11 protein-coding genes and 1 pseudogene are annotated in these 13,416 nt (G+C 72.6%); 2 read left to right on the top strand and 10 right to left on the bottom strand.

What is annotated here, in order from left to right; genetic code table 11:
* Positions 1 to 65 precede the first annotated feature (65 nt).
* The 6 genes and pseudogenes from AB5J55_RS34080 to AB5J55_RS34055 form a co-directional block, all read right to left on the bottom strand.
* Positions 66 to 221 (bottom strand): annotated as a pseudogene (locus AB5J55_RS34080) (DUF418 domain-containing protein); the annotation flags it as partial.
* Between the two features lie 39 nt (positions 222 to 260).
* Positions 261 to 2,408 carry an SWIM zinc finger family protein gene (locus tag AB5J55_RS34075; RefSeq protein ID WP_369274288.1) on the bottom strand — a complete coding sequence of 716 codons (2,148 nt, stop codon included), beginning with the start codon at positions 2,406 to 2,408 and terminating at the stop codon, positions 261 to 263.
* The gene (locus AB5J55_RS34070) at positions 2,405 to 5,245 is read right to left on the bottom strand and encodes an SNF2-related protein (RefSeq protein WP_369274287.1); all 2,841 of its coding nucleotides are present in this window, start codon (positions 5,243 to 5,245) and stop codon (positions 2,405 to 2,407) included. The genes AB5J55_RS34075 and AB5J55_RS34070 overlap by 4 nt, the downstream gene beginning before the upstream one ends.
* 134 nt (positions 5,246 to 5,379) lie before the next feature.
* Positions 5,380 to 5,958, bottom strand: a complete 579-nt coding sequence (locus tag AB5J55_RS34065) for a sugar kinase (RefSeq protein WP_369274286.1) — start codon at positions 5,956 to 5,958, stop codon at positions 5,380 to 5,382.
* Positions 5,955 to 7,103, bottom strand: coding sequence for an ROK family glucokinase (locus AB5J55_RS34060; RefSeq protein ID WP_369274285.1), 1,149 nt, complete (start codon positions 7,101 to 7,103; stop codon positions 5,955 to 5,957). The genes AB5J55_RS34065 and AB5J55_RS34060 overlap by 4 nt, the downstream gene beginning before the upstream one ends.
* A 140-nt stretch (positions 7,104 to 7,243) precedes the next feature.
* Positions 7,244 to 7,981 (bottom strand): GntR family transcriptional regulator, encoded by a 738-nt coding sequence (locus AB5J55_RS34055; RefSeq protein ID WP_362381993.1) that lies wholly within the window; start codon positions 7,979 to 7,981, stop codon positions 7,244 to 7,246.
* 129 nt (positions 7,982 to 8,110) lie between these two features.
* On the opposite strand from AB5J55_RS34055, the gene AB5J55_RS34050 reads away from it, so the two are divergent.
* The gene (locus tag AB5J55_RS34050) at positions 8,111 to 9,133 is read left to right on the top strand and encodes a Gfo/Idh/MocA family oxidoreductase (RefSeq protein WP_369274284.1); all 1,023 of its coding nucleotides are present in this window, start codon (positions 8,111 to 8,113) and stop codon (positions 9,131 to 9,133) included.
* A 38-nt stretch (positions 9,134 to 9,171) separates the two neighbouring features.
* Here the strand turns inward: AB5J55_RS34050 and AB5J55_RS34045 are convergent, their stop codons facing one another.
* From AB5J55_RS34045 to AB5J55_RS34035, 3 genes are all read right to left on the bottom strand, one after another.
* Complete coding sequence (locus AB5J55_RS34045) at positions 9,172 to 10,350, bottom strand: cytochrome P450 (protein ID WP_369274283.1); 1,179 nt, start codon at positions 10,348 to 10,350, stop codon at positions 9,172 to 9,174.
* 43 nt (positions 10,351 to 10,393) lie between these two features.
* Positions 10,394 to 11,074, bottom strand: a complete 681-nt coding sequence (locus AB5J55_RS34040; protein WP_369274282.1) for a response regulator — start codon at positions 11,072 to 11,074, stop codon at positions 10,394 to 10,396.
* A gap of 184 nt (positions 11,075 to 11,258) precedes the next feature.
* Entirely contained in the window at positions 11,259 to 12,503 is a 1,245-nt protein-coding gene (locus AB5J55_RS34035) for a sensor histidine kinase (protein WP_369274281.1), read from the bottom strand.
* Positions 12,504 to 12,681: 178 nt separating this feature from the next.
* On the opposite strand from AB5J55_RS34035, the gene AB5J55_RS34030 reads away from it, so the two are divergent.
* Positions 12,682 to 12,882: a hypothetical protein gene (locus AB5J55_RS34030; protein WP_369274280.1), complete on the top strand. Its 201-nt coding sequence runs from the start codon at positions 12,682 to 12,684 to the stop codon at positions 12,880 to 12,882.
* Positions 12,883 to 12,943: 61 nt separating this feature from the next.
* Here the strand turns inward: AB5J55_RS34030 and AB5J55_RS34025 are convergent, their stop codons facing one another.
* Positions 12,944 to 13,330, bottom strand: coding sequence for a ribonuclease domain-containing protein (locus AB5J55_RS34025; protein WP_369274279.1), 387 nt, complete (start codon positions 13,328 to 13,330; stop codon positions 12,944 to 12,946).
* Positions 13,331 to 13,416 lie beyond the last annotated feature (86 nt).

The following is a 13,416-nucleotide window of genomic DNA, read 5'->3' as shown; positions in this document are numbered from 1 at the left end:
CTTGCCGGATCCGTGAGCGGTCCAGGCCGGAGTGGGGCGTGGAGGCGAGCCACCCCGGCCGGGCCTCATCGGATGTGCTTGGCCGGCTTGGTGGCGGCGTTGAGCAGGTACTCCAGGGGTCCGCGGCGGAAGAAGCGGGACCAGATCGCGGCGAACACGATCGCCCCGAGGACGAACATGAGCAGCGGTACCCAGGACTGCTGGGTGCTGGTCCCGCTGGGCACTCACACGGCCTTCACGCGATGCCGGTACAAGACGGGTCAGCCTCCCGGCGAGGCGCCGAGACCCGTCAGGGCGCCGACCGGGTCGAGGTCGGGGGTGCCACGGGGCCACCAGTCGTCGTGGCCCGGCTCCGATTCGTACGGGTACCACAGGCCGTCCCGGCCGAGGCGGAGCTGGACATGGCCGCGGGGATGGGTGAGGTGATTACGCCACGGGCGGAAGGCGGGGAGGTCGGCGGCGAGCAGGAGCGGGCGGGCACGGTCGAAACGGCCGGCCGGCGGATCCCAGGGTTCTTCGAGCACGGCGAGCCCTTCGAGGCCGCCCTGCCGCCAGGCCGCGACCGCGCGGGCCAGCTCGGCCGGGGTGCGGTCGACGGCGGCGGACAGGGAGGAGTACAGGGCGCGGGTACCGGCGGTGAGGCCGGAACCGGGACGTGCGGCGGCGAGCCGGACCGCGTCCTGCCACAGCGTCAGTTCGGCCACCGGATCGCGGCCGGTGCTGAGGAGGGCGTGCGCCCGGGCGGCCGCGTCGGTCGCCAGCTGGTCCAGCGCGAACGGGTCCGGGCCGCCGGGGGCCGCCGGATACACGGGCGGTTGCTCGGGGTGCGGGGGCACGGGCAACGGCGCGGGCAGCGGAGGAAGTTGGCGGTCCGGGGTCAGGGCATCGGTGGCCCGTACGCCCGCCGGTGGGGCCGGTTCCTCTTCCTGTGCGGCGCGGGCCGCGCGGGCGGCGTTGCGGCGGGACAGGGCATCCAGCAGGGCGCGTTCTCCTCGGCCGCGCAGCAGGAGCAGTACGAAGGGGTCGGCGTCCAGCAGGCGTGCGGTCTGGTAGCACAGGGCGGCGGCGTGTTTGCAGGGGTGGCCGCGGTCGGGGCAGCTGCAACGGGGGTCGAGGTCACCGGGCCCCGGCAACAGCGGCACCCCGCAGTCGGCGAGGGACTGGGGCATCTCCTTGTCCAGCAACGCCGCGATGTGCCCCGGCCGTTCGGCCACGGCGTCCAGGAACCGTGCCCAGTCGGCGTCCTCCAGCGTCCGCAGCCTCACCTGCACGCGGTACGGCCGCGGACGGCTGCCTCGCACATACGCCAGCACGAGCCCCGGCGTGACGGTGATGGCATCGACGTGGCCCTCCTGCGCGTAACCGCGTCCGCGGGCCAGCCGCTTGGTATCGAGCGCGCCTTCTTCCAGGGCGGTCACCCAGGCGTTGCCCCACCATGTCTCGGCAAAGCGGGCGTCCTCGGCCGGGCGGGGCGCGAAGGCGGGGAAGGTTCGCCGGAGTTCACCGTCCCGGCCGGGGGCGGCCATGGAGCGGGGGACTTGAGGGGTGGCGGGGGTGACCGGGGTGGCGGCGCCGGGTGCGATGCCGGTGTCGGTGCCGGGCTCGGTGTCGGTATCGGCGGGATCGGCCGGTGAGGGATCGCTGCCGGAGCGGGCCACGGGCGGTTCGGGTGAGTTCCCCTCCGTGTGATCGGGGCTTGACGGGGTCGTAGGGGAGGCCGAGACGGGGTTCGCATGCCTGTCCCGTCGCTGTGCAGCCGGATCCGGCATCGCACCGGCGCCCGAGTCGTCCTCGTCGGGTGAGTCCGAGGGCGGCATCTGGAAGGCACCCGCGAGCCAGCGCCGTACCTCACGGGCACGCTGATTCTCGGTCCCGCCGACCGGGCTCCGTCGGCCCTCGGCGCCGGTGGGTGCGGTTCGTCGCGATCGATGCGCGCCCTGGGCTGCCCGGTCGGCTTCCTCCGACTGGGCCCGCCGCCGCTCCCCCAGCGCGGCGCGCAGCGCTTTCCGGGCGGCATCCGCGGGACGCGACCCTCCTGGCCCGGTCTCGATGCCGAGCACGCGCGAGGCGGACTCCGAGGCGGTGCGCGAGCGGTCCCCGTCCTCACCGGCGGCGACGGGCGCGGCAGATCGCGCCTCGGGCCCGTCACCGTCCGACGCATCAGGTGCGTCCACGGAGGCGTCCGACGCGTCCGGGCCGTCGGAAGAGGCCCCCGCCTGGCTCGTGTTCCCCCCTGACGCCCCCTCCCGCCGTTCCCGCGCGGCCCGCAACGCTCGGCGTGCAAGGTCGGCCGGGCGGGGCACGGCCTCCTCGTCGCGAGGCGGCTCATCCGCTCGACTCGGCTTCGCCCGACGGCTCAACTCGTCCTGTCGGACCGTCTCGTCGCCCCCGCTCCCCACCCCCGTCATGACTCCCTCCGCAAGGACACGAGGTCGGACAGCTCGCGGGCCGTCAGTTCCGTGAGGGCCGATTCGCCGGTGCCGAGGATCGCGTCGGCCAGGGCGCGCTTGGATTCGAGCATCTCGGCGATGCGGTCCTCGACCGTGCCCTCGGTGATGAGGCGGTGGACCTGGACGGGCTGGGTCTGGCCGATGCGGTAGGCGCGGTCGGTGGCCTGTTCCTCGACGGCCGGGTTCCACCAGCGGTCGAAATGGACGACATGGCCCGCACGGGTCAGGTTCAAGCCGGTGCCCGCCGCCTTCAGGGAGAGGACCAGGACCGGCGTCTCGCCGCTCTGGAAGCGGTCCACCATGCGTTCGCGTTCCGGGACCGGTGTGCCGCCGTGGAGCAGGTCCACCGGGACGGCCCGGGCCGCGAGGTGGGAGGCGATCAGGCGGGCCATCCCCACGTACTGCGTGAACACCAACGCCGAGCCGTCCTCCGCCAGCAGGGTGTCCAGCAGTTCGTCCAGCAACGTCAGCTTGCCGGAGCGGGCGGCCAAGCGGTCCGACCCCGCCGCCTCGGCCTCCTTGAGGTACAGGGCCGGGTGGTCGCAGATCTGCTTCAGGGACGTCAGCAGCTTCAGGACCAGGCCCTTGCGCGCCATGCCCTCCGCCGTCTCGATGACGTACATCGACTCACGCACCACCGCCTCGTACAGCGCCGCCTGTTCACGGGTGAGCGGGACCGGATGGTCGGTCTCCGTCTTGGGCGGCAGCTCCGGGACGATCCCGGGGTCGGACTTCTTGCGGCGCAGCAGGAAGGGCCGGACCAGGCGGGCCAGCCGGTCCACCGCCTCCTCGTCCTCGCCGTTCTCCACCGCGCGGGCGTGCCGGGCGCGGAAGGACTTCAGAGGACCGAGCAGGCCGGGGGTCGTCCAGTCGAGCAGGGCCCAGAGCTCGGAGAGGTTGTTCTCGACCGGCGTGCCGGTCAACGCCACGCGCGCGGGTGTCGGGATGGTGCGCAGGGCCTTCGCCGTGGCCGAGTAGGGGTTCTTCACATGCTGCGCCTCGTCGGCGACGACCATTCCCCAGGTGTGCTGGGCCAGCGTCGGCGCCGCCGACCGCATCGTGCCGTACGTCGTGAGGACGAAGCCGCCGTCCATGTCCTCCAGGGTGCGGTCCGGGCCGTGGAAGCGGCGCACGGGGACGCCGGGCGCGAAACGGGTGATCTCCCGTTGCCAGTTGCCGAGCAGTGAGGCCGGGCAGACGACGAGGGTCGGGGTCGTCCGGGCGCGTTTCAGGTGCAGGGCGATGACCGTGATCGTCTTGCCCAGTCCCATGTCGTCGGCCAGGCAGCCGCCGAGCCCGAGGGACGTCATGAGGTCCAACCATGCCAGGCCCCGGAGTTGGTAGTCCCTTAGCGTCGCCCGCAGTCCCGGCGGCGGTTCGGCCGGGCGCACCCCCGACGTCAGTCGGTCGCGCAGGGCGGCCAGGGCGCCGACCGGTACCGCCTCGACCGTCTCGCCGTCGACCTCCGCGCTGCCGGTGAGGGCGACGGACAGCGCGTCGACCGGGTCGAGCAGGCCCAGTTCGCGCTTGCGGGCCTTGCGGACGAGGGCCGGGTCGACCAGCACCCAGCTGTCCCGCAGCCGGACGACCGGGCGGTGCGCCTCGGCGAGCGCGTCCATCTCGGCCTCGCTGAGCGGGTCGCCGCCGATCGCCAACTGCCAGCGGAACTGGAGGAGTTCCTCACTCTCGAAGAAGCCGGTGCCGTCGGTCGCCGAGCCCGGCGCGGGTCGTACGACCGCGGCGGCGCTCAGGTCCTGGGCCAGGTCCCGGGGCCAGTGCACCGCCACTCCGGCCGCCGCGAGGCGGGTCGTCGCCACGCCGAGCAGGTCGCCCAACTCCTCGTCGGACAGGGCCAGCACGTCGGGCACGTCCTGCTCGGACAGCCGGTCGAGCGGGGCCCACACCCGGGCCGCCCGCCGCACCGCCAGCGCCGCGTCCACACGCGCTCGTGGCCCGAAGGCAGCGTCCGCCTCCCCCGACCACAGGGCGGCCGCGTCGGCCACCAGGGTGGGGTCGGCGAGGCTGTGCACCTGGACGATCGCCGCACCCGCGCTGCGCACGCCGCCGTCCCGGTCGTCGAAGAGGTCGTACGCCGAGAGGTCCAGCCGCAGCGAGACCCGCACGCCCGCGTCCATGCCGGCGGCGACCTCGGCCGCCCAGTCGTGTGCGGCGGGCAGGCGCTGGGCCTCGCGCGCGGCGAAGGGCTTGCCCGAGGCGTGCGGCGCGGCGGGGGTGCGGGGCAGGGTGTCCGCGACGGCGTCCAGGAAGGAGCGCAGCAGCGCCTCGGGCTCGGGCAGCCGCAGCGGACCCGGGCCGGGCAGCGGGACCGCATGGCCTTCGGAGGGCAGGGCGGCGGCGACCGCTCGCAGGTGGGCGATGTCGTCCGGGTCGAGAGGGCCGGCCCGCCAGGCGTCGTGGCCGGTGGGCGTCAGGCCCGGCAGCAGCCGGCCGCGCGCGGTGAGCCGCAGCGCGTGCAGCGCGGCCGCGCCCCAGCAGGCCGTGGCGGGATGGGCGGCCGGGTCGCGCCGGGCCCGCACGAGCAGCGGCAGCGCCTCGTCCAGCGGCAAGGACAGGGCGGGGGTGGTCCTGCGGCGGATTCCGCTGCCATGGCGTCGTACGACGGTGAGCTCGGTGTCCTCAGCGGGCAGCGGGCCGCCGTCCGGATCCCAGAAGGCGATCCGCCCCTCGCGCGGCAGGGAGGCGGGCAGGAAGACGGCCGCGAGGCGGAGGGGGACGGCGCCGCCCGGCCTCTCGGCCACCGCGGTGTCGCCGCCGTGCGCAAGCCTGTCGCTCATACGTCCTGTCACCTCCCGCCCATGAGTCGGATCAACCGTCTCCGACTCTACGGGCGGGGTCTGACAATCGGCCCCGGAGACCGGTCCGGGCGACCGGTCCGGGCCGCGACTTCACGGAGTCGTCGACGGGATCATCAGGGGGTGGTACGGGAGACGACGTACACGAACGGATTGTCCGGGTCGGACATGTTCACGACGACGTCCTGGGTCGGTGCCGGGTTCTTCTGCTTGTGGACGAGGCCGTACCAGGGGCCGGGACGCTTGAAGTCCCACCCGGTGACCTTCTGGTCGCGGGCGCTGATGGTGATGGCGTCCGGCTTGAGGTCACCCCGGCTGACGCCCACGGTCTTCAGGAACCAGTCCAGGTTCCAGTCGGGCGTCTGGAACTGGACGTAGAGGCGGCTGGTCCGCCAGTTGTTCGTCTCGTAGTAGGCGACCTTGCCCGACGGGTCCGGGACCGGGATCTGGTAGAGCCGGCGCTGGACCTTCGACGGCCATCCCTCGGTCAGGCCGGTCGCCGAGTACTTCTTCTCCTTGTCCTTGCCGCTGTCGCGGCTCTGGTTGGCGGAGATCACGAGGTAGCCGGCCGGCACGCCGATGAGCAGCACGATGATGAGCAGGGTGAGTGCCCTGCGCCGGATCTTGTGGCGGCGGTCCTCGGTCGGCTGCTGCTCGTCCGGGGAGTCGGCCTGGCGGGGTACGGACATGGTCACGCCGACCCCTGCGACGCTCGGCGGGCCTCGGCGAACCGCGCGTAACGCTCGTACCGCTCGACCCGGCGCCGGTTGGCGCGCCGGAAGCGGCGGGCGACCAGGCGGGCCAGGTCGGCGGCGCCGACCATGCCGGCCTCGGGGCCGAGCTGGGCGCGGGTGATCCGGGCCTCGGGGCGGTAGCCGCGGCCGGTGAGGTGGCGCTTGAAGGCGTCCCGCGCGGGGCCGATCAGCAGGTCGTCCGCGGCCGACACACCGCCGCCGATCACGAAGCAGGAGGGGTCCAGGGCGGCCGCGAGGTTGGCGATGCCGACGCCGAGCCACTGCCCGATGTCCTGCAGCAGCTCGATGCACATGGCGTCGCCGTCGCGGGCCAGCTCGGTGATCATCGGGCCGGTGATGTCGCCGATGTTGCCCTTGACGTGCTCGATGATCCCGTACGCCACCGGCGAGTCGGCGGCGGCCAGCTCGCGCGCCTCCCTGACCAGCGCGTTGCCGGAGCTGTACTGCTCCCAGCAGCCGCGGTTGCCGCACGGGCAGCGGTGGCCGCCGGGCACGACCTGCATATGGCCGAACTCGCCGGCGACGCCGTACTTGCCGCGCTTGACCTGACCGTCCTCCAGGATCGCGCCGCCGATGCCGGTGCCCAGCGTGATCATGACGAGGTGGTCCTCGCCTCGGCCGGCGCCGAAGCGCCACTCGGCCCAGGCGGCGGAGTTGGCGTCGTTGTCGACCAGCACGGGCACCGCGAGCCGCCCGGCTAGGCGGTCCCTGAGGGGCTCGTTGCGCCAGGACAGGTGGGGTGCGAACAGGACGCGGTTGCGGTCGGCGTCGACCCAGCCGGCCGCGCCGATGCCGACGGCGTGCACGTCGTGCCGGTCGGACAGGTCCAGGACCAGTTCGACGATGGTGTCCTCGACGACCTTGGGGCTCTTGGACTTGTCCGGGGTCTCCGCGCGGAGCTTCTCCAGGATGTTCCCGTCGGCGTCCACGACGCCCGCCATCACCTTGGTGCCGCCGATGTCGATCCCGACAGTGGGCACGCGGGGTGCGGTCAGGTGCGAACGGCGCTCCCGCGGGCCGACCGTGCGGAGCACGGGGGCCCGGCGGGAGCCGATGGGGGCGGTGAAGTCGCGGTAGGTGCTCATCAGGCCCGATTCTGCCGCACGCTCACGCTGGGTGCCGAACGGGGCGACAAAGGGGGGCGCGGGTCACAGTAAATTGTCCGGACATTGCGACCAGCTCGGTCTCGCCGCGCCCCTCGTTCAGGACCGTACGACCGCGGCGCTCACGGCCGGACGAGCAGCTGGAACTCGAAGGAGTACCGGCTCGGGCGGTAGGTGTGGGTGCCGTACTCGACCGCTCGGCCGGTGTCGTCGAAGGTCACGCGCTGCATGGTGAGCAGCGGGGCGCCCTCCTCCTCGGCGAGCCGTTCGGCTTCGGCACCGGTGGCGGCGCGCGCGCCGATGGTCTGGCGGGCGCTGTGCAGGGTGATGCCGGCGGCCCTCATCAGCCGGTACAGGCCGGTGGACTCCAGCTGCGCGGTGTCCAGGTCGATCAGGGCGGGCGGCAGGAAGTTGCACAGGTAGGCCATCGGCTCACCGTGCGCCAGCCGCAGCCGCTCGATCCGGTGCACGTCGCTGTCCTCGGCCACCCCGAGCGCGGCCGCGACCTCGGCGGACGCCGGGACGACGGTGTTGACGATCACCTTGGTCGCCGGGCGCTGGCCGGCCGACTCCAGGTCGTCATAGAGGCTGCTGAGCTCCAGCGGGCGCTTGACCTGACTGTGCACGACCTGTGTGCCGACGCCCCGGCGGCGTACCAGCAGACCCTTGTCGACCAGCGACTGGATGGCCTGGCGGACGGTCGGCCGGGACAGGCCGAGGCGTGCGGCGAGTTCGATCTCGTTGCCCAGCAGGCTGCCGGGCGTGAGCGCTCCGTGCTCGATCGCGGCCTCGAGCTGCTGGGACAGCTGGAAGTACAAAGGCACCGGACTGCTCCGGTCCACACTGAGCTCGAGTTCCACGGTCGGGTCCACTTCTGGTTTCGGCACGGGCCGAGCGTAGCTCTACGCGTTGTTGACGGGAAGTCGTGTAGTTCGATTGTCCGGACATACGCATTGACAGCCTACGCACCGAACCCCCACTTTGTTTCCATGCGCATCGGGGTCATCGGTACGGGCCGCATCGGCACCATTCACGCCAACACACTCAGTCGTCACCGCGACGTCGGCTCCCTGATCCTCACGGACGCGGACGGCGCGCGGGCGCAGGAGCTGGCGCGCCGGCTCGGCGAGACGGCGGCGCCGGGCGTGGACGAGATCTTCAGGTGGGGCGTGGACGCGGTCGTGATCACCACCGCGACCTCGGCCCACGCCGAACTGATCGGTCGGGCAGCGCGGGCGGGCCTTCCGGTCTTCTGCGAGAAGCCCATCGCGCTCGATCTGCCTGGCACCTTGACCGCGATCGAGGAGGTGGAGACGGCCGGGACGGTTCTACACATGGGCTTCCAGCGCCGCTTCGACGCGGGGTACGCGGGCGCACGCGAAGCGGTACGGTCCGGGCGGCTCGGGCGACTGCACACCGTACGGGCGCTGACCAGCGACCAGGCGCCGCCGCCGGTCGCATGGCTGCCGCTGTCCGGTGGGCTGTACCGGGACACGCTGATCCACGACTTCGACGTACTGCGCTGGGTGACCGGGCGCGAGATCGCCGACGTGTACGCGGCCGGCTCGGACGCCGGGCCGGTGATGTTCCGTGAGGCCGGCGACGTCGACACGGCCGCGGTGGTGCTCACGCTCGACGACGGCACGCTCGCCACCGCCACGGCGACGCGGCTGAACGGCGCCGGGTACGACGTGCGCATGGAGCTGGCCGGGGAGCTGGACCAAATCGTGGTGGGCCTGGACGACCGTACGCCGATCGCGTCCACCGAGCCGACCGGGCCGCCCGCCGCGGACAAGCCGTGGTCGGGGTTCCTGGAGCGGTTCGGACCCGCGTACGAGGCGGAGCTGAACGCGTTCGTGGAGGTGGTGCGCGGGGAGCGGGCCAACCCCTGCGACGGGCGGGAGGCCTTGCAGGCGCTGCGGATCGCCGAGGCGTGCGAGCTGTCGAGACGGGAGCGAAGACCGGTCGCGCTCGGGGAGATTGCGGGCGGGGCCCCGGCGACGGCCATGTGACGGGCCCGGGTTCGCAAGCCCCTCGCCGACCGCCCCACCTACCAGCGCACCGGCAGACTGCGCATCCCCCGCATCAGCATCCCCGGCAGCCACTCCCCAGGCGGGCCGTCGAGTGCCAGGCCGGGAGCGCGCTCCAGCAGGGACCGGATCGCCGTGCGGGCCTCCAGGCGGGCCAGGGGGGCGCCCAGGCAGTAGTGGATGCCGTGGCCGAAGGCGACGTGGCCGCGGGCGTCGCGGCGGATGTCGAAGGTGTCGGGAGTGGCATAGCGGCCCGCGTCCCGGTTGGCCGCGGTCAGGCCGACCATCACCGGCTCGCCCTTCTCGATGTGGATGCCGGCGATCTCCAGCGGCTCGGTGGCATACCGGAACGTCGCCGTCTCCACCGGGCCCTCGTGGCGCAGCATCTCCTCCACCGCACCGTCGAGGAGGGTCATGTCGGCGCGCAGGGCGGCGAGTTGACCGGGGTGGGTGAGCAGCGCGTGCACGCCGCTGGTGATGAGGTTGACCGTCGTCTCGTGGCCGGCGATCAGCAGGATGAAGGCCATCCCCCGCAGTTCGTCCGGGGAGAGCCGGTCGCCGTCCTCGGCCGTGGTGCGGATCAGGTCGCTCAGCAGGTCACCGCTGGGGCCGGCGCACCTCTTGTCCTCGATCAGGTCGGTGAAATACTCGCCGAGGCGGACGAAGGCCTCGACCTCCTTGCCGGGGCTGGTGGGCGCGACCGACTCCGTCGACATCTCGCGGAAGGCAACGCGGTCCATCTCGGGCACGCCGAGCAGTTCGCAGATCACGGTCAGCGGCAAAGGGTAGGCGAGGGACTCCACGAGGTCGGCGCGGCCCAAGGGCAGCATGGCGTCGAGCAGGCCGTCGGTGATCTGCTGGATCCTCGGCCGCAGCTCCTCCACGCGGCGCATGGTGAACGCGCGCGAGATGAGGCTGCGCAGCCTGGTGTGCTGGGGCGGATCGGCGTCCAGCAGGTTCTTCCCGATCTTCTCCTCGTCGAGCGACTTCATGCCGATCTTGGCGCCGTCCTTGGACAGCCGCTCGTCGGCGAGCGCCGCACGCGCCTCCTTGTGTCCGACCACGAGCCACACCTCGGACTGCCAGTCGGGCAGCCGGACCCGGTGGACCGGGCCCCGCTCACGCAGGCGGGCGTACACCGGATGCGGGTTCTCGCGAAACCCCGGTCCGAACTCCCCCAGATCGATCACTCCCACCATGCCGCTCCCCCTCCCACACTTCGCCAACGCGTGGGGGCCCGCTCTAGTGCCCGTCGTCCTCGACTTCCTCCAGAAGTCCCGCGTCGTAGGCCAACAGGGCGATCTGCACACGGTTGTTGAGGTCCAGCTTGGCCAGGACGCGGGAGACATGGGTCTTGACGGTGGCGACGCTCATGAAGAGCTCCGCGGCGATGTCGGCGTTGGACAGCCCCCGGCCCACCGCGACGGCGACCTCGCGCTCGCGGTCGTTCAGGGCGGTGAGCCGCTCACGCGCGCGTGAGCGGCGGGTGTCGGCGGCGGTGCCGGCCGCGTGGGCCATCAACTGGCGTGTGACGGTGGGCGACAGGACCGGATCGCCGGCCGCGACCCGGCGCACCGCGTCGACGATCTCGGCGGGCGGCGTGTCCTTGAGCACGAAGCCGGCGGCGCCCGCACGCAGGGCGCGCAGCACCTGATCGTCCGCGTGGAACGTGGTCAGCAGCACGACCTGCGGCGCGTCCTTCCTGCTGCGCAGCCGCTCCGTGGCGGTGAGCCCGTCGACCGACGGCATCCGGATGTCCATCAGGACCACGTCCGGCCGGGAGCGGTCGACCAGTGCCTCGACCTCGGAGCCGTCGGCCGCCTCACCGACGATCTCGATGTCGTCGGCGCCGCCCAGCATGAAGGACAGCCCGGCCCTGACCAACGGGTCGTCGTCGACGAGGAGGAGTCTGATCGCAGTCATGTGCCTTACGTAATCACGGTTGTACGGCGTGGATGGGCCGGAGGGCGTGCAGTTCCCGCCAGGAACACGGCACACCTGCGTGACGCGCGGGGCACCTCTGGCACGCGTGCGCCCCTGGCTGCTCCGTTCACAACGGGGCAAACCGGGGCGGCCGTTGGGCACCCCGCTCCGGTACCGACGGCCCTCACCCCCACGGCAGCCGGGCCCGCACCTCGAACCCGCCGTCCGCGGTGGGCCCGTGCTCGAGTCGGCCACCCGTCAGCGTGGCCCGTTCCGTCAGTCCGATCAGGCCCTGTCCGGAGCCGGGTACGTGCGGCACCTCGCCCTCGGGTGCCGGGTTGCGCACCGATACGGAAAGGCCCTCGCCCGGCGCACCGGTCACCGTCACCGTGACCTCCGTGCCGGGAGCGTGTTTGCGGGCGTTGGTCAGGCCCTCCTGGGCGATGCGGTAGGCGGTGCGGCCGACGGAGGCGGGGACGGCGGCGGGGTCGGTGACGCGCTGGTCGAGGGTGACCTTCATGCCGGCCTCGCGGGACTCGGTGGCCAGCGCCTCCAGCGCCGCGAGGGTCGGCTGCGGCCGTCCGGAGTCGTCGGGCTCGGCGGCCCGCAGCACGCCGATGATCTCCCGCAGGTCCTGGAGGGCCTCGTGGGCGCTCTCCCGGATGACGCCCGCCGCCCGCGCGATCTCCTCGCGGGGTGCGTCGGGCCGGAACTCCAGCGCGCCCGCGTGCACGCTGAGCAGCGTCAGCCGGTGCGCGAGGACGTCGTGCATCTCCCGGGCGATGGCCTCACGCGCGAGCCGCTGCGCCTGTTCGGCCCGCAGCCGCGCCTCGTTCTCGGCGCGCCGGGCCCGGTCGCGCAGGCTCAGCAGGAGCTGGCGCTTGGACCGTGCGAGCATGCCCCAGCCGACCACCGCGCCGGTCAGCAACGACGCCAGAGCGACCGACCAGGGGTACGACAGGTCGGGCTCGGGGCGGAACAGGAAGTACACCGGGTTCAGTACCACGTATGTCCCGGCGACCCAGGCCACGTACCGGAAGGGCCGGTGCACGGCGAGGGTGAACAGGGCGACCATGCTCGCGCCGCCCGCGGTGCTGGAGACGAGGGCGACCGGGGCCATCACTGCGGCGAGCCCGACCGGCCAGCGGCGGCGCAGCCACACCGCGGCGCAGGAGAGCGCGCCGACCAACTGGTCGAAGACGGCGTATCCGGCGGGCAGGTCCTCGTCCTTCATCGTGTCCGCGGCCAGCAGACCGATGATCACGGCAAGCAGGAAGCAGGAGAAGTCGACCAACCAGTCCCGCGCGGTGCGCCGGGGCCGCCCGGGGCGCTCGGGGTCGGGGTCGAACTCCTTGATCAGGGCCGAGGGCAGCAGCCAGCGCCGCCCCGCGAATGCCTGGGGTGCGGGCACCTGCTTGTCACCACTCACGGTCGACAAATCTACGCAGTGCCGGGTCCCGGGGCGCCCTTGTGGGCGGGAGCGACGACCAAAGTCGCGGCATCGACGACCTTGGTTGCGCCAGTCCACCCGGAACGAGGACTTCCGTCGGCCATGGCTCGCCCCGCGGCCGATTGGCGTGGGGGGTCCGCGGGGCGAGAGTCATGGCATGAAGCAGTTGCTGGAGTTCCTGGGAGTCATCGCCCTGGCGCAGGGCGTCATGGGCCTGCTGAACGAGTTCACCGACTGGGACTGGGGTCTCGTCCAGGGGCTCGACTTCCTCGACGGCTTCGAGATCTACGCGAGCGTCGCCCTGCTCGTGCTGGCGGTCGCGCTGTTCGCGGCCGCCGAGAGCCGGAAGTCCGGATGAACGCGGACCGGACCTCCGGCCGGCAGCACCGTTCCTCAGTGCCGGCTGTGACCGTGGGGGGTCAGCAGCCGTAGTTGATCAGGTCGAACGACTCGTAGTGGTCGGCCGTGTAGTAGTCCTCCCGGTTCTCCTCACCGGTGACGATCCGGCGAGCTCCGCGGTTGGAGGACCCGGGCGTGATGACCGTGTACTCGTGGTAGTAGCCCGTCGACTGGCTCGGCAGGATGCCTTCCCGGTTCTGGAAGACGGTGCCGTCCTGCTCGTACGGGAAGGGGCCACCCTGCTCGATCAGGTCGAGCGTGTCGTGCGCCTGCGACGGCAGGTCGTTGTAGCAGATGCTGCCGACCGCCGCGGCCGCCGGCGTGGCAGTGACGGTGCCGCCGACGAGAAGGGCGGACAGGACGGCGGCTGCGGCGCCGATGCGAGTGATTCGTGGGGGGAATCTCATGGCTTCATGATGACGCGCGTAGACAGTGGCATGTCAATGTCAAGGCGGAGATTTTCCCGGCAAGTCCGATGAGTTTTCGGGAAGTT

Origin of the sequence: Streptomyces sp. R11 (assembly GCF_041051905.1) — a bacterium.
Classification (GTDB): domain Bacteria; phylum Actinomycetota; class Actinomycetes; order Streptomycetales; family Streptomycetaceae; genus Streptomyces.
The sequence above is the reverse complement of the archived record's forward strand: the minus strand, read 5'-3'. Positions and strand labels throughout refer to the sequence as shown.